Consider the following 20,984-nt stretch of genomic DNA (forward strand, 5'->3'; position numbering starts at 1 on the left):
CAAGCAACTCGACCGCTTCCGGGATCGCTTCACGGTGGCCGGTGCCAAGGATGATCGCCGCGACGCTCATGTGCTCGGAAGCTCATTGCGTACGGACTGTGCGGCCTTCCGCCAGCTTGCGGCCGACAATCCGGTGGTGATCGAGCTGCGCGAGTGGTCGCGCATGGCGGAGGAGCTGCAGCAGGAGCGCACGCGGCTTGCCAATCGCCTGCGTCAGCAGTTGTGGCGGTACTATCCCCAAGCGGCCAAGCTGACCGACGATGTCGCCGACGACTGGTTCCTGGCACTTTGGCAAAAGGTGCCGACGCCGGACAGCGCGGCCAAGGCCAGCGACAAGGCGATCGCGCGCATCCTCAGCGCCTATCGTATCCGCCGCCTCGATGCGGCGACGGTGCTCAAGACTTTGCGCGAGACACCCCTGCTCGTGGCACCGGGCACGACGGAGGCTGCGTGCGTGCATATCCGCAGCCTCGCGGCCCGTCTGCGCCTGGTCAATCAGCAAATCAAGGAAGCGCAGCACAGCCTGGACCGCCTGTGCGCCAAGCTCGAAGAACAGGAGAGCCCCGCGGGGCAGAATCCCGAGCAGTGTGACGTGGCGATCCTTCGCTCCTGGCCGGGAATCGGCAGGATCGTTCTTGCCACACTGCTCGTCGAGGCCACCGAGCCTCTGCGCAGACGAGACTACCACGCCTTGCGCGCCTTGGCAGGGGTCGCACCGGTGACGCGGCAAAGCGGCAAGCAACGCTTCGTGATCCGCCGCCTGGCCTGCAACAGGCGGCTGCAAAGCGCCGTTCATCACTGGTCGCGCGGCGCGCTTCAATACGACGCCGCAGCCCGGCGACGCTATGATGCTTTGCGGCAGCGCGGACACGGCCATGCGCGTGCGCTGCGTGGTGTGGGAGATCGCCTGCTCTTTGCCTTGTGCGCGACGCTCAAGCACCAGACGCCCTACGACGCAGACCACAACAGCGCGAAGATCTCGGCAGCAGGCTGAGCCGTTCCTTTGTTCGGCCGCATGCGACCGTTCCTTCGTCCCGACCTGCCGAACGCAAGAGCGCCGCGCGCAGACGCTGTCCAGGATGCCATAGGCACCGGCAAAGCCGGCGCGAAGCGTCCTGGATAGCGTCGAGCACGGTGCTATGGTTATCTGTCAGGGACTCCCACCCTTGACGAAGGGTAGGAGGTCCTACGATCCCACACCAAGCAGAATGGCGCCGCACATTCCTGCGCGACGCCATCCTAACCCTGAAACCTCGGGCGATCAGAACTTCACAGTGACACCGCCGTAGACCGTGGACTCGGTGCAGCTGTGGGTGCTCTGGCCGGTCGCGGCGACCGTGCAAACGCCGGGCATGGCGTTGTGGTCGAGGCCGAACTTGTTCTGCCAGTAGCGATAGGCGACCCAGAGGTCGACGAAGTGCGAGTACTTGTCACCGAAGGCCGCCTTCGACGCGTCGAAGGTCAGACGGATCGGTTCGCTGTTCAGCTCGGTCTTCGAAGCGGTCGAGAACCGGCCGATGCCTGAGAGCGCGGGCAGACCGTTCGAGTCGCCCTTCGGGCCATACCAGCCGGCGCGGCCGCTGATCGACCAGAACTGCATGTTCGGCGGCAGGAAGCCGAGGTCCATATAGTAGTTGATTTCGACCGCCCAGGTCGCACGGTAGCTGACGTTGCCGTCCGAGTTGCAGGTCACGCCCGCGACACCAGGGCCGAACAGGCCGCACTGCGTGAAGGCGTTATGGTTCGAGAACTCCCAATACACCAATGGCGCGACGTCGACGTATCCCTTGTAGGGAAGGTCGAAGGCGAACTGCAGACCACCGACAACGTCGCGCTTTGCGGGCGCCAGGAAGTTGTTTTCGGTGTTCGCGTCCATACCGACTTCGAACGAGATGTTGTGCAGCGGGCCCATGGTGAAGGCCTTGGTGTTGAACAACTCGTTCCAGCCGAAGGTCGAACGGAACAGGCCATAGATCTCGGTGGCGCCGGCGCAGTTGCTGGCGGTGCCGTTGATGTTCACGCCTGGCGCGACACACGGCGATGCCGGATCGTTATGACCCGACTTGAACATCGAGATCGTGAAGAAGTTGGTGCCGTACGCCCAGAGGTCGAAGTGTGTGAACGAGTAGACTTGTTTGGCGGTGGTGCCGTTGATGCTGCCGTCCGGCCGGGTGCTCCACATGCCGGGGTCGGTACCCTTCGGCATCCAGGAGAACGACACGCGGTCATCGATCACCAGGAAGAACGGAAGGTCCGGCGCCTTCTTGGCCGCCTTGACCGGCAGATCCGCGGCGTGAGCCCAGCCACCGATGGCCAGCGTAGCAAGTGACAGCGCCGATGCTGCAACTGCCTTGAAGCGAAACGACATCCTGAATACCCCCAAGTTTGGACACGTAAAATGAACGTCCCTTGGGCGACACTTGCTCCGAACTCCCGAGGTGAGAAGCCTCAACTTTTTTCAAGGCATGCCGCATGTTTCGGCAGCAAACGACGATTCACCGCGGGAAATCTGAGGGTTCTCGCGTGACGTTGCCGCGCGGAATCGACAACGCAATGCCGAACATTCCCGATTGATTTCGTTTGCGTTTCACCTCGACCGCGCAATGCAAATGCTGTTGCTCGCAACGGCCGTCACGACGATCCCGCATTGCATACGCGTGCTGGCGCGATTTTGATCAACGTCCCTTCGAGCCTGCCCAGCGGGTTCCGATTTGGTTTAAACCGTCACAAATTTGCAACAGGCCTTCTGCAGGGCCACGCCGCAACGGCCCCGGGCTCTTACCTATGGCCCCGCGAACCGCGCGACTCGCGACACCGTCCCGCTGCCGAAGCGTTAAGCAAGGGATGACGCTTTTTCACACCTTACGCGGCGGTTCAAACTAGCCCACTATTGAGGCACTGCATCCCATGCAAGCGCATCAACGAATGTTAGATCCGACGCCTAACAGCCTGCATTCCGGCGAGTCCCCGTTGCTCAAGACGGTCGGGCTGACCAAGCGCTATGGCGAGTTCCTCGCCAACGATTCCATCGACATCGACGTCTGGCCTAGGGAAATCCACGCCCTGCTTGGCGAGAACGGCGCCGGCAAATCGACGCTGGTGAAGGCGATCTACGGGCTGATCCAGCCCTCTGCCGGCGAAATCCGCTGGCAGGGCGAACCAATCGTGCTGTCCGGCCCCTCTGAGGCGCGCAGCCGCGGCATCGGCATGGTGTTCCAGCACTTTTCGCTGTTCGACAACCTCACCGTCGCTGAGAACGTCGCCCTTGGCCTCGACGGCAAGGAATCGTTCAAGGACATGTCGGCGCGGCTCGAGCAGGTATCCAGAACCTACGGACTGCCGCTCGATCCCAAACGGGAGGTCTGGCAATTGTCCGTCGGCGAGCGCCAGCGCATCGAGATCGTTCGCACGCTGATGCAGGATCCAAAATTCCTTATTCTGGATGAGCCGACCGCCGTGCTGACGCCGCAGGAGGCGGACCAGCTCTTTGTCGTGCTGGAACGGCTCAAGGCCGAGGGCCGCGCCATCCTCTATATCAGCCACAAGCTCGAGGAGGTGAAGCGGCTCTGCGACACCGCCACGATCCTGCGCGGCGGCAAGAAGATCCAGACCTGCAATCCCAGGCAGGAGACCGCCGCCTCGCTCGCGCGCATGATGGTTGGCGGCGAGATCAAGGAAGTGAAGGCCGCCGCCGGGCGGCGGACGACGATCCCACGGCTCGTCGTCAACGATCTCTCGCTCGCGCCCGACGAGGCGCACGGGGTCCGGCTCGAACACATCTCGTTCGAATTGAAGGGCGGCGAAATCCTCGGCATCGCCGGCGTCGCCGGCAACGGCCAGGACGAATTGTTTGCCGCCCTGTCCGGCGAGCGATTGTCGAAAGATCCGGGGACGATCGTGATCGAAGGCATCGCTGCCGGCCACCTTTCGATCACCAAGCGTCGCAAGCTTGGCGCCGCCTTCGTGCCCGAAGAGAGGCTCGGCCACGGCACTGCGCCGCGCATGAAACTGTCGGAGAACGCGCTGCTGACGGGCCATGCCGCCAGCGGAATGGTCCATCACGGCTTCATCGACACCGCGGCCACGCTGAAGACGGTGGACAAGGCGACCGAGACGTTTGACGTCCGCAAGGCAAAGCGCGACCCGGAAGCCGCATCCCTCTCCGGCGGTAATCTGCAGAAATTCATTGTCGGCCGCGAGATCCTGCGCAACCCTGCAGTGCTGGTGGTGAGCCAGCCGACCTGGGGCGTCGACGCTGGAGCTGCCGCCGTCATCCGCCAGGCGTTGCTTGACCTGGCGACCGCAGGCGCCGCGGTGCTGGTGACCAGCCAGGATCTCGACGAGCTGGCCGAAATCGCCGACCGTATCGCCGTGATGTTCCACGGCCGCTTGTCTGCTCCGCTGGCAGCAAGCGAGGCGACGCGCGAGAAGCTCGGCCTGTTGATGGGCGGCAGCACCCTGGAGCCGAAGGAGGCCGCGCATGCAGTTGGTGCTTGAGAAGCGCGCCGAGCGCTCCAACACGATCGCGCTGGTCTCGCCGCTGATCGCGATCGGCCTGACGATCGTGACCATGACCATCCTGTTCGCGATTCTTGGCAAGAATCCGGTCCTCGCCCTGCACGCTTATTTCATCGCGCCTCTGACCGACGGCTATTCGCTTCAGGAGATCGCCGTGAAGGCGACGCCGCTGGTGATGATCGCGATCGGGCTGTCGCTCTGCTACCTCGCCAATGCCTGGAACATCGGCGCTGAGGGGCAATTCCTGATCGGCGCGGTTGCCGGAAGCTGGATTGCGGTCAAGACGCAAGGCACCGACGCCGGCGCCTGGGTGCTGCCGGCCATGCTCGTGCTGGCCGCTGCCGCCGGCGCGCTCTATGCGCTGATCCCGGCAATCTGCAAGGTGAAGTTCGGTGCTAGTGAAATCCTGACCAGCCTGATGCTGGTCTATGTCGCCGACCTCCTGATGGACTATCTCGTCCGCGGGCCCTGGCGCGACCCGAAGGGTTTCAATTTCCCGACCACGGCGGAGTTCGATCCCGTCGCGACGGTGCCGCTGCTGATCGAAGGCGGCCGGCTGCATTTCGGCTCGATCATTGCACTGCTGGTCGTGGCAGCCGCAGCAATCCTGCTTGGACGCACCATCAAGGGATTCGAGATCCGCGTGGTCGGTGCTGCGCCGCGCGCGGCGCGGTTCGGCGGCTTCAACGCCAACCAGCTGATCATCCTGACCTTCGCGGTGTCCGGCGCGCTGGCCGGCCTTGCCGGCATCATCGAAGTCGCAGGTCCCGTCGGACACCTCCAACCCGGCATCTCGCCCGGCTACGGTTTCACCGCGATCATCGTCGCGTTCCTCGGCCGGCTGAACCCGATTGGAATACTAATTGCAGGCCTGTTTCTCGCGCTCACCTTTATCGGCGGCGAGCAGGCGCAGATCGCAATGAAGATCCCGTTGGACGTCACCAAGGTGTTCCAGGGCATCCTGCTCTTCTACGTGCTCGCCTGCGATTCTCTCATTCTCTACCGCTTCAAGCTGGTCTTCCCGAACCGACAGGTGATCCGTGGAGCTGGTTGAAGCCATCATCCTGTCGGTGCTCGCCGCCTCGACACCGCTCCTGATCGCGGCAACCGGCGAGCTCGTCACCGAGCGGTCCGGCGTGCTCAATCTCGGCGTCGAGGGCATGATGATCGTCGGCGCGGCCTGCGGCTTTGGCGGCGCCTGGTTGACCGGATCGATTCTGATCGGCGCGCTGTTCGGCATCATCGCGGGAGTGCTGATGTCACTGATCTTCGCGCTGATGGCACTCGGGCTCGCTGTCAACCAGGTCGCAACGGGGTTGGCGTTGACCATCCTCGGCATCGGCCTCTCCGGCCTCATCGGTGCAGGCTTCGTCGGCGAACGGCTCACGCCGGCCGCACATTTATACATTTCTGGACTCACCGACATTCCTTTGGTCGGCCGCGTCCTGTTCGGCGAGGACGCCTTCGTCTATTTCTCGATCGCTCTCATCGTCGGCGTCTGGTGGTTCCTGTATCGCACACGCGCGGGATTGATCCTGCGCGCCTGCGGCGACAATCATATCTCGGCACACGCGCTTGGCTATCCCGTGCTGCGCATCCGCACCCTCGCCGTGATGTTCGGCGGCGCCTGCGCAGGTCTTGCCGGCGCCTATCTGCCGCTTGCCTATACGCCGTTCTTCATTCCCGGCATGACTGCGGCCCGCGGCTGGATCGCACTCGCGCTGGTCGTGTTCGCATCCTGGCGGCCGGGTCGGCTCGTGGTCGGCGCCTACCTGTTTGGTGCAGTGACGATCCTGCAACTGCATGCGCAAGGCTGGGGCGTCGGCATTCCCTCGCAATTCATGTCTGCACTGCCGTATCTGGCGACGGTCATCGTGCTGGTCCTGCTCTCCCGCGCGCGCACCGGCGGCTCGACCGCGCCGGCCGCGCTCGGCATCGTGTTCGTGCCTGACCGCTAGCGTTTTGGTTTCCGCAGTGTGCGCGATGGGGCGCGCACGCTGCGGATCGTGGCTATCCCCTGATGTTTGGAGATTGATGATGAGGAAATCACTTCTTGCGCTGGCTGCCGGCCTTCTGCTTGCCGGGAGCGTCAGTGCAGCTTCCGCCGCCGATAAGCTGAAAGTCGGCTTCATTTACCTCGGCCCGATCGGCGATCTCGGCTGGACCTACCAGCACGATCAAGCGCGCCTGGCGCTCGAGAAGGAGCTTGGCGACAAGATCGAGACCACTTATCTCGAAAATGTCCCTGAAGGTCCCGACGCCGAACGCGCCATCGAGCAGCTCGTCCGCGCCGGCAACAAGCTGATCTTCACGACATCGTTCGGCTACATGGATCCGACGCTGAAGGTCGCCAAGAAATATCCGAACGTGCATTTCGAGCACGCGACCGGCTATAAGCGCGAGAAAAATATGTCGACCTATTCTTCCAGGTGGTATCAGGGCCGTTACATTCAAGGGCTGATCGCGGCCAAGATGTCGAAGTCGGGCGTGCTCGGTTATATCGGTTCGTTCCCGATCCCCGAGGTCGTCTCCGGCATCAACGCGACGATGATCGCGGCGCAGAGCATCAACCCCAACATCAAGGTCAAGATCATCTGGGCCAACACCTGGTTCGACCCGGGCAAGGAAGCCGACGCCGCCAAGGCGCTGATCGACCAGGGCGCCGACGTGATCATGCAGCACACGGACTCGCCCGCCGCGATGCAGATCGCCAGCGAACGCGGCAAGCTCGCCTTCGGCCAGGATTCCGAGATGATCAAGTTCGGTCCCAAGACCCAGCTGACCTCGATCCTCGACACCTGGGCCCCCTACTACATCGCCCGCGTCAAGGCCGAGCTCGACGGCACCTGGAAGTCGGAAGACACCTGGGGCGGTCTCGACAGCCACATGTTCGCGATGGCGCCGTATACCAATATGCCCGACGACGTGAAAAAGATCGCCGAGGATGCCCAGGCGGCGATCACCGCCGGCAAACTGCACCCGTTCAAATGCCCGGTCATTGGGCAGGACGGCAAGGAGATCGAGTGCAAGGGCGGCGCCAATCTCGATGACGGCCAGATCCTCGGCATGAATTTCTACGTCAAGGGCATCGACGACAAGCTGCCGGGCAAGTAGCACGCTTCTTGCATTGCCTAAATCACCTGCTCCTCCCGGAGGAGGTTCGGAGGGGGTGGCCAGAAGCACCCGGCACTTGTGGCCGCCCTCTCTTTCTATCCTAGCCCGCCTGCATCGCCCGCGCCGCGGCGCTGTGCCGGCGGATCAGGTCCGGAACGTCCAGTCCCGGGATCGCGCCGTCGATCACGGCCCAGTTCCCCGCCACCATCACCCTGTCAGCCCGATGCGCGCCGCACAGCACCAGCGCGGCCAGGGCATCGCCGTGGCCGGAGAAACGCAGCTCGTCGAGCTTGAACAGCGCAAGGTCGGCGGCCTTGCCGACGGCGATCTCGCCGAGTTCCGGGCGGCCGACGCAGGCTGCCGAGCCTTGGGTGGCCCAGCGCAGCGCATCCTTGTGGCTGACCTTGGTCACGCCATAGCGTGCCCGCTGCAGCAGGAACGCCGCGCGCACCTCCTGCATCAGGTTCGACCCATCATTGGAGGCCGAACCGTCGACGCCAATGCCGATCCCGACCCCGGCCTCCTCCATCTCGCACACCGGACAGCAGCCGGAGGCCAGCAGCTGGTTGCTGCACGCGCAATGGCTGATGGTCGTCTTGGCCTTGCCGAGCCGCTTCATCTCGGCGGCGTTGAAAAAGATGCCGTGCGCGAGCCAGGTGCGCGCATTGAGCCAGCCGCATTGCTCGAGATAGTCGAGCGGGCGGCAGCCATACATCTGCTGGCAGAATTTGTTCTCGTCCTCGGTCTCGGCGAGATGGGTGTGCAGGCGCACGTCGAGCTTGTCGGCGAGATCGGCGGTGGCGCGCATCAAGGACGTCGTCACCGAAAACGGCGAGCACGGCGCAAGCGCAATCTGCACCATCGCATCCGCGCCGCGCTGGTGATGCTTGGCCACCACGCGCGCACTGTCGGCCAGGATGGTGTCCTCGTCCTGCACGACGCTGTCAGGCGGTAGGCCGCCGTCGCGTTGCGACAGGTTCATCGAGCCACGCGTCAGCAGCACACGGACGCCGAGCCGCCTTGCGACGCCGACCTCGATATCGACGGACTCCTCGAGCCCTTTCGGGAAGACATAGTGATGATCCGTCGTCGTCGTGCAGCCCGAGAGCAGCAGTTCCGACATCGCCACGGTGACGCCGAGCTCGAGCGCCTCGGGCGTCATCTTCGCCCACACCGGATAGAGCGCCTGCAGCCAGGGAAACAGCTCGCGATCCATTGCCGCCGGCAGCGCCCGCGTCAGCGTCTGATAAAAATGATGATGGGTGTTGATGAGGCCTGGCAGCACGACATGCTCGCTCGCATCGAACACCGTGACACCGGCAGTCGCCGGTGTTCCGCCTGAAGGCACGAGTTCGACGATACGACCATCCTTAACGACGACCCCGCGGCCAGCGCCGTCAGCGAGAATGGCCTGGGGATCCCTGATCCAGATCGGCTTTGCGTCGCTCATGTCTCCATTTCTCCTCGCCCTCGTTAACGAATCGCCTGCAAGGCAAAGGCCATTCCGAGTGCGTTATTGCTGCGACTGGTTGTTGCTACTTGGCGCTGGTCTTGCAAGAATTTACCTCGACACAAATCATCCGGCGCAGGCGTTCTCGCAAGTCATGGACTTGAATACCATCACAGCGGTTTCCCGTCCGCAAACGCGCTCCGAACTGCCCGTTTGGACGCCAGGTGATGCTTGGCTCGCGGGCGGTACCTGGCTGTTCTCCGAGCCGCAGATCCACCTCACGCGGCTGATCGATCTCGCCGATCTGAAATGGCCGGCACTGACGATCACCGACAGCCATCTCAGCATCGCAGCCACCTGCACCATCTCGCAACTCGACGCGTTCACCTGTCCGCCTGACTGGCTCGCGGCCCCACTGATCAGCCAATGCTGTCGCGCCTTCCTCGCCTCGTTCAAGATCTGGAAAACGGCGACGGTCGGCGGCAATCTCTGTATGTCGCTGCCGGCGGGACCGATGATCTCGCTCACATCCGCACTCGACGGCATCTGCACCATCTGGAAAGCCGGCGGCGGCGAGCAGAGGATGCCCGTCGCTGACTTCGTCACCGGCAACCAGCGCAATCGCTTGTCGCCGGGCGACCTTCTGCGCCAGATCGACATTCCGCTTCCTCCCCTGAAGCGTCGCTCCGCGTTTCGCCAGATCTCGCTCGCACCGGTCGGCCGCTCCGCGGCCCTGCTGATCGGAAGCCTCGATGGCAATGGCGCGTTGAAGCTGACCGTAACAGCATCGACCGTGCGCCCGATCCAGATATCGTTTCCCGGGCCGACCGATGCGAGCACGCTTCGCACCGCGATCTCCGAGGAGATCCCCGACGATCTCTATCACACCGACATTCATGGCAAGCCGCTTTGGCGCAAGCACATGACGCTGCGGCTCGCCGAGGAGATCCGTGCCGAACTGCTGGGTGCAACGCCGTCATGAGCTTCGAGATCAACGGCACGACATTTCCGCAAATGCCGCGCGCCGGCCAATGCCTGCGCACGTTTTTGCGCGAGCTTGGCCAGTTCGGAGTGAAAAAAGGCTGCGACGCCGGCGATTGCGGGGCCTGCACCGTGCTGCTCGACGGCGAGCCGGTGCACAGCTGCCTGATCCCCGCGTTCCGCGCGGAGGGACGCGCCATCACCACGATCGAAGGGCTCGGCGGCGAGGACGGAACGCATCCGATGCAGCAGGCTTTTCTCGACGCGCAAGCGTTCCAGTGCGGCTTCTGCACCGCCGGCATGATCCTGACCTGCGCCTCGTTGAACCAGGCGCAACGTACCGACCTTGGCGCAGCGCTGAAGGGCAATATCTGTCGCTGCACGGGCTATCGCGCGATCGAGGACGCGATCCACGGCAAATGCAATGTCGAGGCGCGCGTCGAGGCCGGCGGCGCGTTCGGCCGCAGCCTGCCGGCGCCTGCAGGGCCGGACGTCGTCCGCGGCAAGGCGCGCTACACGTTCGACACCGAGATCGAGGGCCTGCTGCACATCAAGCTGCTGCGCTCGCCGCATGCCCATGCCCGGATCGTGTCGATTGACAAGTCGGCGGCGATGGCAGTTCCGGGCGTGCACGCCATCCTGACGCATGAGGATGCGCCAATGGTGCTGACATCGACGGCGCGGCATGAGAAGGATTGGATGGATCCCGAGGATACCCGCATCCTCGACGACGTCGTCCGCTTCATCGGCCAGAGGGTCGCGGCGGTGGTGGCCGAGAGTGAAGGCGTGGCCGAGGAGGCCTGCCGGCGACTGAACGTCACATACGAGATTCTGCCCGCGTTGATCGATCCGGAGCAGGCGATGATGCCGGGCGCGCCGCTCGTTCACCCTGATAGGACCAGCGCCAACCGCGTTGCCGACGCGCAGCGCAACCTGGTCGCCGAGATTCATGGCGAGTTCGGCGATGTCGCCTCCGCACTCGCCACCTCCTCCGTGACGTACGAGGCCACGTTCCACAGCCATCGCGTGCAGCATGCGGCGCTGGAGACCCATGGCGGCCTCGCCTGGCTCGACGAAGCAGGCGTGCTCAACGTCCGCAGTTCGACGCAGGTGCCGTTCCTGACCCGGCGCGCGCTGTCGGAGATCTTTAGGCTTCCGATGGACAAGGTCCGCGTGTTTTGCGAGCGGGTCGGCGGCGGCTTTGGCGGCAAGCAGGAGATGTTCGTCGAGGATATCCTGGCGCTGGCCGCGCTGAAGACGGAACGCCCCGTCAAGCTCGAGCTCACCCGCGAGGAACAGTTCATCGCGACCTCGACACGGCATCCGATGCGGGTCCACATCAAGGCCGGCGCCGACTCTAGCGGCAAGCTCACCGCGCTCCAGCTCGACGTGCTCTCCAATACCGGCGCTTACGGCAATCACGGCCCCTCCGTGATGTTCCACGCGGTGAACGAATCGATCGCCGTCTATAACTGCCCCAACAAGCGCGTCGATGGCTTCGTCGTCTACACCAATACGGTGCCCGCCGGCGCATTTCGCGGCTATGGCCTGCCGCAGTCGGTGATCGCGGTGGAAGCCGCGATCGACGAACTGGCCAGGCAGCTCGGCATCAGCCCTTACGACATGCGCCGCCGCAATATCGTCTGGCCCGGCGATCCCATGCTGTCGCCACCTGAGTCCGAATATCATGACGTGCTGTATGGCTCCTACGGGCTCGACCAATGCATCGACCTCGTCGAACGCGCCATGCTGGCGGATCAGCCGCAGCCCGAGCTGTCGCCGGACTGGCTGACCGGCGACGGCATCGCGCTGACCATGATCGACACCGCACCGCCCGCCGGCCACATCGCCGACGCCATGATCGCGCTCAACGAGGATGGCGGCTTCGATCTCACCGTCGGGACCGCCGAGTTCGGCAACGGCACCAGCACGGTGCACCGGCAGATCGCCGCGACTGTCCTGGCGACCACCGTCGACAGGATCCGCCTGCGCCAGTCCGATACCGCCCATGGCGGCCACGACACCGGCGCCTATGGCAGCACCGGCACCTTCGTTGCCGGCAAGGCGACGCAGGCCGCCGCAACGCAGCTTGCCGCCGAATTGAAGGCGGCCGCCGCTGGCGCGTGGCTTTGCGATGTCGCGAGCTGCACGCTCGAGGACGAATTCGTCGCCAGCGGCGTGCGGCGTATGTCCTTTGCCGAGCTCGCCAAGCACGCGCGCGAGGCGGGTCGTCCGCTCGCAGCGCAAGGCAATTCCGAGGGAACGCCACGCTCGGTCGGGTTCAACGTCCAGGGCTTTCGCGTCGCCGTGAACAAGGGCACCGGCGAGATCAGGATTCTCCGGAGCGTGCAGGCCGCCGATGCCGGCGTCGTCGCCAATCCCATGCAATGCCGCGGCCAGGTCGAGGGCGGCGTCGCGCAAGCCCTCGGTGCTGCGCTCTACGAGGAGATGGTGATCGACGCGGAGGGGCGCGTCACCAATCCCAAATTCCGTGACTACCATCTGCCGTCCTTCGCGGACGTGCCGCGCACGGAGGTGTTGTTCGCCGAGACATCTGATACGATCGGGCCGCTGGGCGCGAAGTCGATGAGCGAGAGCCCGTACAATCCGGTCGCCGCCGCCCTCGGCAACGCCATCGCCGATGCCACCGGCATCCGCTTCACCGCGCCGCCGTTCAAGCCGGACCGGCTGTTTCCAGCCCTGCACGACAAGTTCGGCGACTAGCTGCCGCGATAGGTCGAATAGCTCCACGGCGTGACCAGCAGCGGCACGTGGTAATGGCTTTCCGGCTCGCTGATCGCAAACCGTAGCGGGATCTCGTCGAGGAACGGCGGATCCGACAGCGGCACGTTGCGCTCGGCGTAATACTTTCCGACGTTGAAGCGGAGCTCGTAGCGGCCGATCGGCAGCGGGCGACCGCCGATCAGCGGCTGGTCAGTGCGGCCGTCGGCGTTGGTGACGGTGCGCGCGATGATACGGTTCTCGCCGAGCGCAGCGAGCTCGACCAGCTCCACGGGAATCCCCGGCGCTGGCTTGCCGGCGTGATTGTCCAGCACATGGGTCGAGAGCCGGCCGTGCACCTTCAGTCTGTCGTCGGCGATGACCAGCTGATCGAGCCGCAGCGCCGAGATGCGGCCGATCTCCTCAATCGCGCGACGCGTCTCGGTCTTGGCGATATTGCGCAGCCGCGTCTCGAAGTCGCGCAGCACCGAATCCTTGGTGTGACGTCGCACGCAGACGATATAGGGGAAGCCGAACTTTTCGCGGTAAGCGTTGTTGACGCGCTCGAACGCCGAATATTCGGCCTCCGACAGCCGATCGAGGCCGGCGCTGTTCTGCTCATCGGTCGATTCCGCCGTCAGGCCCGCCGCGCGCTGGGTCTTGTTGGCCAAGTCAGGATGCGCGCGGATCAACGCCAGCTGCACGTCGGGTTCGGCCGCCTGGATTGCCGCTATCAGCGCGGCGTGCAACTGATTGATGCCGGCGAACGGCCGCTGCGCCGCGATTTGCTCGGCAATCCACGGCGAATATTCGACGACATTGGCGAGCGCGGCGACGAACTCGGCCTTGCTTGCGGTGTTGAGATCGGCGAGCGGGATTTGCGCCATCACATCTCTACCGGATCTCGAACGCGTCGGCCGCGAGATGCGCATGCTTGTTGTGCCAATGCTGCGCGATCTGCAGCCGCGTCGGCACCCAGACGCGATCGTGCTTGTCGACATAATCGAGGAAGCGGATCAGGCCTGCGGCACGGCCCGGCCGGCCGGCGAGGCGGCAGTGCAGTCCCACCGACATCATCTTCGGCGCGGTCTCGCCTTCGGCGTAGAGCACGTCGAAGGCGTCCTTCAGATAGGTGAAGAACTGCTCGCCTTCGGCAAACCCTTGCGGGTTGATGAAGCGCATGTCGTTGGCGTCGAGCGTATAGGGAATCATGAGCTGCTTGCCGTTCGCGCCCTTGACCCAATAGGGCAGATCGTCGGCATAGGAGTCGCAGAGATAGAGGAAGCCGCCCTCCTCCATCAGCAGACGGTTGGTGTTGATCGAGGAGCGCCCGGTGTACCAGCCGAGCGGCCGCGATCCGACCGCCTCGGTGTGAACGCGGATGGACTCGGCGATCTCGGCGCGCTCCTGCGCCTCGGTCATGTCCTTGTGCTCGATCCATTTCAGGCTGTGGCTTGCGATGTCCCAGCCTGATTCCTTCATCGCCGCGACGATCTCGGGATTGCGCTTCAGCGCAGTGGACACCCCGAACACGGTGGCCGGCCATTTGCGCTCGCCAAACAGGCGCCACAAGCGCCAGAAGCCGGCGCGCGAGCCATATTCGAACATGGATTCGATATTGGCGTGGCGCTGGCCCGGCCAGGGCTGCGCGCCCAGCACGTCGGACAGGAACGCTTCCGAGGCGCGGTCGCCGTGCAAGACGTTGTTCTCACCGCCCTCCTCGAAATTGACAACGAACTGCACCGCGACCCGGGCGTTGCCGGGCCACTCTGGATGCGGCGGGTTGCGACCGTAACCGCGGAGATCGCGCGGGTAGCTGTTGTCAGTCACTCAGACTTCCTCGAAGCGGATCGGCAGCGCACCCTTCCACAGCACGCTCTTGCCCAGCGGTGCCAGGTTCTCCAGCCCCGAAGTCACGGTGATGAAGTGATTGCCGGCGAGCTGGCCCATCTTGCTGGCGAAATGCACGCCGCCATAGGCAAGCAGGATCTCGGTTTCGCTGATGCCGCCGGGATAGAGGATGATCTGGCCCGGGGCAGGATAGCTGGTGTGGTTCTCGTAGCCGACACCGAAGTCGAGATCGCCGAGCGGCATCCAGACGCCTTCGCCGCTCCAGCGCACATGGATGATGTGGCTCTCGAACGGCAGCGCCTTGCGGAACGCCGCGACGGTCTTGGGTGCGGCCTGCTCTTCGAAGCGGGCATCGAAGGTGAAATCGCCGGCGCGGATAACGAGTTTGCTCATCTCATCTCTCTGGGTCGAGGGCCAAGGGATCGGAGGCTAGGCCCCACGGGGAACTTGCACGCAAAGAGCATTCCAGCGGGCTTCGCGCAAGGGCGTGAGGTCCGTTACCTGCGGTCGTAGGACCAGCCGAAAATGCCACTCCGCCGTACCTCCGGCTCGGGCTCTGCAGCGGCGGCGGCGGCCGGCGGCGCCTCCTTCAGTTCCGCCTGGGGCGGTGGCGGAGACGGCGCCGGCAGGTTCTCGCATTTCATGGAATAGACCAGCTTGCCGTCGGCGGTGCGTCCGATCGGAGTGCAGGGGTCGGGATGCGCCGCCGCGGCTTTGGGAGCGGGTTTGACCTGCGCCACCGCCGGCGAGGCGATCAAAAGCAGGACCAGCAGATATTTCGACATCATTGTCGCGCCTGAAACCTTCATTGCTCCCATTCAACCGGATTGCGCCAGCCAAGTCCATCCGCACCCGCCAGGCGACTGCCGAATATTTAGCCGGGAGCAAAAAATTCGCTCGCCCCATCGTGAACCCGGCCAGGGTGATATCAGGCCGGAGGCATCGCCATGTCATGCGAGACGACGATGACATTTCTCACGACCGGGACGTCGTCACGGGAGAAACATCCATGCGAAAGACTCTTGCCATTCTCGGCTCCACGCTGATCACCGCCATCACCATCCAGACCGCCGCCGCGAACGACCGTCAGCACGTTCGCAAGGCACGACCTGCCCCCATCACTCAGTCGGTGCGCGACTCCAATGCAGCCATGTGGCCGTCGCAGCCGTCCGAACCCGACTGGTCGCGCTACGCCAATGGTGCAATGTCGGCACCGGCGGGACGGTAAGACGGAAGGGTTAGAGCGCTCTCGGCCCCGGACGCGCTGCAGCGCGTAGGGTTGCTGCGCAGAGCCGGGACCCACGCGACACGGATTGCTCGGAGATGTGGGGCCCGGCTCTGCAGCGCACCGTCGAAGAGACGCTGCGCTGCGTCCGGGGCACGAGAGAGTATGAGGCGGCAGTATGGTTCGCCAAGTGACGCTGTCATTCCCCGCGACCCGGCTACGCCAAGGCTTCGTCCAGGGGCGCCGAAGCTTTTAGCGCAGGCGGCAGGCGAATCCAGTACGCCGCGGCTTCTCGGTTCTATCCGCGTTGTCTCGGAGTACTGGATCGCCCGGTCCCAGTGCGCAATTGCGCACTGGCCGGGCGATGACAGCGAGTGTGTAGACGCAGTATGAGGCCACGGCATCGCTCTTCCGTTCGCAGGTGTCGTAGGGTGGGCAAAGGCGCCAAGCGCCGTGCCCACCATGTGCTTGTGGTGGGCACGCTTCGCTGCCCACCCTACGATAGCGTCGCCTGTGGCAAGCGGCTCCAATCGCAGACACACCTTCGCCTTCTCGCGGCTCATCTCGCCCGAGCTTTGCTTGATCACCCTCTCAATCAAGGCGCAGGGAAGACCGGGTGCCGGCTTGGCACCCGCGGTCTGCTGCGCGAAAATGTAGCGCAAGAAGACCACACAGCAGCATACAGGTGAAGCCCAACACACGGCCTTCCCTGCGCAGGGGTTCTCAGGCAGCAAAAACTTTAACAACATTATGGGGCCGGTGTGTCCTCCGTTGTGTCCCGATTTGATCAGGGTCTTGGACGATAGGGAAAGTTTCTGACTCTTGGAACGTGCTGGATAACGGCGCCTTACCATTCAATGTCCGGCCGCGATCACCATTCGGTGCAAAGTATAGTTCCCAAAGCTTGAGCAATGACCTGATGCATGGAAAAGAGCGTCTTAAGACGTTGATAGAACGGATCGGCCATGAGCACGTCGAGCTGCGGTTGCAAACTGAACGTGAGCACGAGGCACAGCTGTTCGGCCAAGGGACGCTAATCTTTAATCTCGAGAACTTATATTTGGCGCCGTTTGTTATCGAGTTTGGCCTCAAGCTCACGGGTCTTTATGGCGTTGCGCGGCGAAATGGCGAGCGTGTTCTCATCAAGAGAAATTTGATCCGCTCCGCATCTTTGCCTCGAAGCTTTGATGGTTTCACAATGCTCCACGTGAGCGATCTACACGGCGACACTAGTCTCGGTGCGATGGGTCATTTGGCTGATATCACTCGGGACCTTGTGTACGACATCTGTGTGTTAACGGGCGACTATCGCGGAAAGACCTATGGGTCATTCGAGAAGAGCCTGGAAGCTATCGCTCCGGTTATGGCAAGCCTAAAGCAACCAATTTTCGCGGTGCTCGGCAATCACGATAGCATTTTGATGACGCCTGCGCTCGAAGCGATGGGCGCAAAGGTGTTGTTCAATGAAACCGAGGTAATTGCGCGGGGAAATGATCAAATCTACCTTGCCGGAATTGATGACGCGCATTTCTATCGCGTTGGCGATATTGGCAAGGCGGCCCATGCAATTCCAGTCAACACCTACTCAATACTCCTCTCGCACACGCCGGAGGTCTACCGTGAGGCCGCACACAGAGGCTTCGACTTGATGCTAAGCGGACACACGCACGGAGGTCAGCTCTGCCTGCCCTACGGGGTTCCGATCAAGCTCGAAGCAAAGTTGCCGCGGCGGCTGGGTAGCGGCGCGTGGCGATATGGTCATATGGCCGGCTACACTTCGACAGGGGCTGGCACCAGCCTCCTGCCGGTCCGGCTCAACTGTCCAGCCGAAGTCACCTTGCATACACTACGGCAAGGATGAGGTTGGTAGAGAACTCTTAACAGTCAACGTGGACTGAACCGGACCCTGTGGCTGGCTGTCCCAAATACATTCACATTTGCCGCCCTGATAGAGCCGGACCATCCGGTCTGTTTCAGGGGGCAATCATCGATGTCCGCAGCACCAAGGGATTGGCGCATGCCGGGCAAGGTAAAGGTGGGGACCCCGTGATCCGCAATACGGCCTCCGGACGATGGCCGGACTAGCGGGCTCGCGCTAGTTGTGGTTATTGAGATCCTATGGCTGGGAAACTGATTTCGACCGGCGGGCGCACGCTGCGGCTGTTGAAGCTCGTCTTTGCGCTGCTCTGCTTGACCATACTGGTGACCAACATCCGCACGACGTCGGGTTGGAACGAAGCGCGCGGCGTCTACGATGACGTGTGCTACCTTCGGCAGGCGCACTTGTTTCAGCGCTTTGGCGTCAGTGGCTTGGACACAAACAGCTCGCGTGACGACGACGGCTTCTTCCAGGCCAAATTGAAAGAGATCGGGTATTCCGATTGGCGAGACCCGACCCGGTGGCCTTGCCACACCCCGATGTCAGACCACAAGATGGTCGTTCAATACCCACCCGGAACCGGGTTCTTGCTGGCCCTGTTCCCCGGCGGCCATCAGGTGGTGCCACTCTACCTTGCCGCCACCCTGATCGTTTGTTGCTTTGCCCTCCTAGCCATTTTTTCAGCTCAATGGATTCCTGCGGTGCTTGCAGCCGGGGCGTTCGGGGCTCTGGCCCTGGTGCTGATGATCAATCCTACGAAGGCCAGCTACTCGATCGCGCCGACGATGGCGATTTGTGCCCTCGCAGGGTTCTTAACCGCACGATGGATGGCGGAGGAGCGCGATAATAGCCTGTTGGCGATGGTCATCGGCTTGCTGCTCGGATTGTCGGTCAATCTTAGATTGGCCAACCTGTTCCTTGGATCGGGTTATTTCCTAGTCCTTGGAATCTCGTTGCTGCGCTCGCGCAAACCCAGCTCCTTCGCACAGACCACTGGATTTGGGATTGCGTTCGTGCTCGGCATGGCCCCAACATTGATTGCAAACGTCATTAACGCAGGTAGCCCCTTTGCGACGACGTACGGTACCGCCGACGTGATTGCCCCAGCGCTCGACCTCGGCGTCCTCGGCGAATATGCAAGAGATATTCAATCCGTGCTGATCCTGCTTGCTGTGAGCTGGATCACATGGCTATTGCGGACGGGTGAGAACGGCGGCCGATGGGTCGCACTCCTCGTGGCGGCCAATCTCGCCATCAACCTCTTGTTTTTTCTAAGCCACCCGATCTTTACTCCCTACTACATTGTGCCGATTGCGATGCTTTCGCTTTGGAGCGTGTGCTTTGCTGGACTGATCCTCTCTGCAAAAGCTGCCGCGCCGACGCCTGTCTCGCTAGAAGCCGCAAGCCTCAAAGCACTTCCGTAAATGACATCTCCGCCCTTCCGTATCGCCGTTCTAGTGCCCTGCTATAACGAGGAGGCAACGATCGCGACGGTCGTTACTGACTTCCGCAAGGCTCTGCCTTCGGCAGAAGTCTACGTCTATGACAACAATTCAAGCGACCACACGGCCAGCGCCGCCCGCGACGCGGGAGCCAATGTCCGCAGTGAGTATCGGCAGGGCAAAGGCAACGTGGTGCGCCGCATGTTCGCCGATATCGATGCCGACGTATATGTGCTTGTGGACGGCGATGCCACCTACGACGCGCCAAGCGCGCCACGCATGATCGAAAAGCTGATCGACGACCATCTTGACATGGTCGCCGGTTTCCGAGTCGATCAGTCCGACGCTGCATATCGACGAGGCCATCGCGCTGGCAACAGGATGCTGACAAGCGTTCTCTCATCGACTTTTGGTCACACATTCAAGGATATCCTCTCGGGTTATCGCGTGTTTTCGCGCCGGTTCGTGAAGTCCTTTCCGGTTCTATCCGACGGATTCGAGATCGAGACCGAGCTTGTTGTCTACGCACTGGAATTGTCGCTACCGGTTGCCGAGGTGCCGACGCCCTACTACGCTCGCCCGGAAGGCTCCTTCTCCAAGCTCAACACGTGGCGTGACGGCTTTCGTATCCTCGGCACCATGTTGCGGCTCTACCGCTCGGAGAGGCCGTTGCGCTTTTTCACGGCCATCGGGATCGTTCTCGCGCTCGCTTCAGTCATTCTGGCCATTCCAATTTTGATCACCTTCATTGAGACCGGATTGGTGCCGCGCCTGCCAACGGCTGTGCTGTCGATGGGATTAATGATCATGGCGATGTTGTCCGTGTCATCCGGTCTGGTGCTCGACACCGTAACGCGGGGACGGCGAGAGATGAAGATGCTGGCCTATCTTTCGCAGCCGGACCTCTCGACGTATCGATCACCACCATGAAATTCGCCGCCCACCAACCGGCGCGCTCGAAAGGCCGGGAATAGGGCCTATTGGGACCCAGCCCTTTCGGCGGCCATCGCCGTCCTCTTCGCCAGAGTTTCAGAAGCGCTTGTTTCGGCGGGGCTTCTTCATTTGTAGAGCATCTGGAAAAAGAGCTTGCAGCAAGGACCACACGGTTTTGCCGTAGGCGCGTTCGCCTGGTGCGCAGGGCTTTCGGCAGTGTGCACACGCGCCGAAAGCATGTTGGCACAACAAACGAACAGCGCCGCTCATCCCCACGCGGGTCTCGGGCTCACAGGGACTACCCGCCCTGCCCGCACCCTCTCGTGCCGACGCTGCCGCGTCCACCGCATCCCCGGCTCGCAAACGTGACGACGTACGATCGCCCCTCAAGGTGAGCCGGGATGGGCGATACATACGCTATTTCCGAATTAAGTGGATTATTTTTGCCGCGTAGGATTGACAGAGGGCGACACGCCGGCCTCTCCGCGTCATTCCGGGGCGCGGCTCCTAGCGCGAGCCCGGAATCCATTTCGCAGCGTGACCCGGGTTCCGATGGATTCCGGGCTCGATGCTGCGCATCGCCCGGATTGACGATGGGGAGAGTCCGCGGCCATATCAATACGGATCGTAGTAGTAGCGCGGTCCACCATAGTAGCCATAGCCCGGGCCATAATAGCGCGGGCCGCCATAATAATAGTTGTCGTAATATTCCTGGCGCCGGCTCTCGGCGATCGCGCCTCCGATCAGACCGGCCGCGGCGCCCATGAAGGCAAGGCCCGCCGCACTCGGCCCGCGCCGGTAATAGCGATGACGGCGCGCGGCGCTGAAATCGGTCGCGTCGGATGAGCCCTGCCCGGCCGTGGCGGCGGG

At 63.0% G+C, this 20,984-nt stretch carries 18 protein-coding genes; 11 read left to right on the plus strand and 7 right to left on the minus strand.

The annotated features are described in order from the left end of the window. On the plus strand, positions 1 to 994 hold a 994-nt coding region (locus AOQ71_RS43670), incomplete at its 5' end, for a transposase (protein ID WP_083513880.1). Between the two features lie 267 nt (positions 995 to 1,261). Here AOQ71_RS43670 and AOQ71_RS21665 read toward each other — a convergent pair. Further along, positions 1,262 to 2,368 carry a hypothetical protein gene (locus AOQ71_RS21665; RefSeq protein ID WP_057750732.1) on the minus strand — a complete coding sequence of 369 codons (1,107 nt, stop codon included), beginning with the start codon at positions 2,366 to 2,368 and terminating at the stop codon, positions 1,262 to 1,264. Positions 2,369 to 2,925: 557 nt separating this feature from the next. Here AOQ71_RS21665 and AOQ71_RS21670 point away from each other — a divergent pair. The 4 genes from AOQ71_RS21670 (at position 2,926) to AOQ71_RS21685 (ending at position 7,632) form a co-directional block, all read left to right on the plus strand. Next, positions 2,926 to 4,497 (plus strand): ABC transporter ATP-binding protein, encoded by a 1,572-nt coding sequence (locus AOQ71_RS21670; protein WP_057750735.1) that lies wholly within the window; start codon positions 2,926 to 2,928, stop codon positions 4,495 to 4,497. Beyond that, positions 4,481 to 5,572 carry an ABC transporter permease gene (locus tag AOQ71_RS21675; protein ID WP_057750738.1) on the plus strand — a complete coding sequence of 364 codons (1,092 nt, stop codon included), beginning with the start codon at positions 4,481 to 4,483 and terminating at the stop codon, positions 5,570 to 5,572. The genes AOQ71_RS21670 and AOQ71_RS21675 overlap by 17 nt, the downstream gene beginning before the upstream one ends. Continuing rightward, a complete protein-coding gene (locus tag AOQ71_RS21680; RefSeq protein WP_057750741.1) occupies positions 5,559 to 6,476 on the plus strand; it encodes an ABC transporter permease in 918 nt (305 codons plus the stop codon). The genes AOQ71_RS21675 and AOQ71_RS21680 overlap by 14 nt, the downstream gene beginning before the upstream one ends. Positions 6,477 to 6,555: 79 nt before the next feature. Continuing rightward, positions 6,556 to 7,632, plus strand: a complete 1,077-nt coding sequence (locus tag AOQ71_RS21685; protein WP_057751376.1) for a BMP family ABC transporter substrate-binding protein — start codon at positions 6,556 to 6,558, stop codon at positions 7,630 to 7,632. A 100-nt stretch (positions 7,633 to 7,732) separates the two neighbouring features. On the opposite strand, the gene AOQ71_RS21690 is transcribed toward AOQ71_RS21685, so the two are convergent. Continuing rightward, positions 7,733 to 9,082, minus strand: coding sequence for an 8-oxoguanine deaminase (locus AOQ71_RS21690; RefSeq protein ID WP_057750743.1), 1,350 nt, complete (start codon positions 9,080 to 9,082; stop codon positions 7,733 to 7,735). Positions 9,083 to 9,236: 154 nt separating this feature from the next. Between AOQ71_RS21690 and AOQ71_RS21695 the strand changes: the two genes are divergently transcribed. Both AOQ71_RS21695 and AOQ71_RS21700 read left to right on the plus strand, forming a co-directional pair. Further along, on the plus strand, positions 9,237 to 10,064 hold the full coding sequence (locus AOQ71_RS21695; protein WP_057750747.1) for an FAD binding domain-containing protein: 828 nt from the start codon (positions 9,237 to 9,239) through the stop codon (positions 10,062 to 10,064). Further along, complete coding sequence (locus AOQ71_RS21700; RefSeq protein ID WP_057750750.1) at positions 10,061 to 12,787, plus strand: molybdopterin-dependent oxidoreductase; 2,727 nt, start codon at positions 10,061 to 10,063, stop codon at positions 12,785 to 12,787. Before AOQ71_RS21695 ends, AOQ71_RS21700 begins: the two co-directional genes overlap by 4 nt. Here AOQ71_RS21700 and uraD read toward each other — a convergent pair. The 4 genes from uraD to AOQ71_RS21720 form a co-directional block, all read right to left on the minus strand. After that, positions 12,784 to 13,671, minus strand: a complete 888-nt coding sequence (uraD, locus tag AOQ71_RS21705) for a 2-oxo-4-hydroxy-4-carboxy-5-ureidoimidazoline decarboxylase (protein ID WP_057750753.1) — start codon at positions 13,669 to 13,671, stop codon at positions 12,784 to 12,786. The two genes, AOQ71_RS21700 and uraD, sit on opposite strands and share 4 nt — an antisense overlap. A gap of 7 nt (positions 13,672 to 13,678) precedes the next feature. After that, on the minus strand, positions 13,679 to 14,614 hold the full coding sequence (gene puuE / locus AOQ71_RS21710; RefSeq protein ID WP_057750756.1) for an allantoinase PuuE: 936 nt from the start codon (positions 14,612 to 14,614) through the stop codon (positions 13,679 to 13,681). Beyond that, positions 14,615 to 15,028, minus strand: a complete 414-nt coding sequence (locus AOQ71_RS21715; RefSeq protein WP_057750758.1) for a DUF3830 family protein — start codon at positions 15,026 to 15,028, stop codon at positions 14,615 to 14,617. 104 nt (positions 15,029 to 15,132) lie between these two features. Further along, on the minus strand, positions 15,133 to 15,420 hold the full coding sequence (locus tag AOQ71_RS21720) for a hypothetical protein (RefSeq protein ID WP_205668255.1): 288 nt from the start codon (positions 15,418 to 15,420) through the stop codon (positions 15,133 to 15,135). Positions 15,421 to 15,644: 224 nt separating this feature from the next. Between AOQ71_RS21720 and AOQ71_RS46010 the strand changes: the two genes are divergently transcribed. The 4 genes from AOQ71_RS46010 (at position 15,645) to AOQ71_RS21740 (ending at position 20,111) form a co-directional block, all read left to right on the plus strand. Further along, complete coding sequence (locus tag AOQ71_RS46010) at positions 15,645 to 15,863, plus strand: hypothetical protein (RefSeq protein WP_057750764.1); 219 nt, start codon at positions 15,645 to 15,647, stop codon at positions 15,861 to 15,863. A gap of 901 nt (positions 15,864 to 16,764) precedes the next feature. Continuing rightward, a complete protein-coding gene (locus AOQ71_RS21730) occupies positions 16,765 to 17,721 on the plus strand; it encodes a metallophosphoesterase (RefSeq protein WP_245317062.1) in 957 nt (318 codons plus the stop codon). A gap of 257 nt (positions 17,722 to 17,978) precedes the next feature. Continuing rightward, complete coding sequence (locus tag AOQ71_RS21735; RefSeq protein WP_063958283.1) at positions 17,979 to 19,163, plus strand: hypothetical protein; 1,185 nt, start codon at positions 17,979 to 17,981, stop codon at positions 19,161 to 19,163. Beyond that, positions 19,164 to 20,111 (plus strand): glycosyltransferase family 2 protein, encoded by a 948-nt coding sequence (locus tag AOQ71_RS21740; RefSeq protein ID WP_057750770.1) that lies wholly within the window; start codon positions 19,164 to 19,166, stop codon positions 20,109 to 20,111. It begins immediately after the preceding gene. Positions 20,112 to 20,729: 618 nt separating this feature from the next. On the opposite strand, the gene AOQ71_RS21745 is transcribed toward AOQ71_RS21740, so the two are convergent. Continuing rightward, positions 20,730 to 20,984, minus strand: a 255-nt coding sequence (locus AOQ71_RS21745) for a hypothetical protein (RefSeq protein ID WP_245317063.1), incomplete at its 5' end; no start/stop codon positions are given.

This window comes from Bradyrhizobium manausense (assembly GCF_001440035.1).
GTDB lineage: Bacteria > Pseudomonadota > Alphaproteobacteria > Rhizobiales > Xanthobacteraceae > Bradyrhizobium > Bradyrhizobium manausense.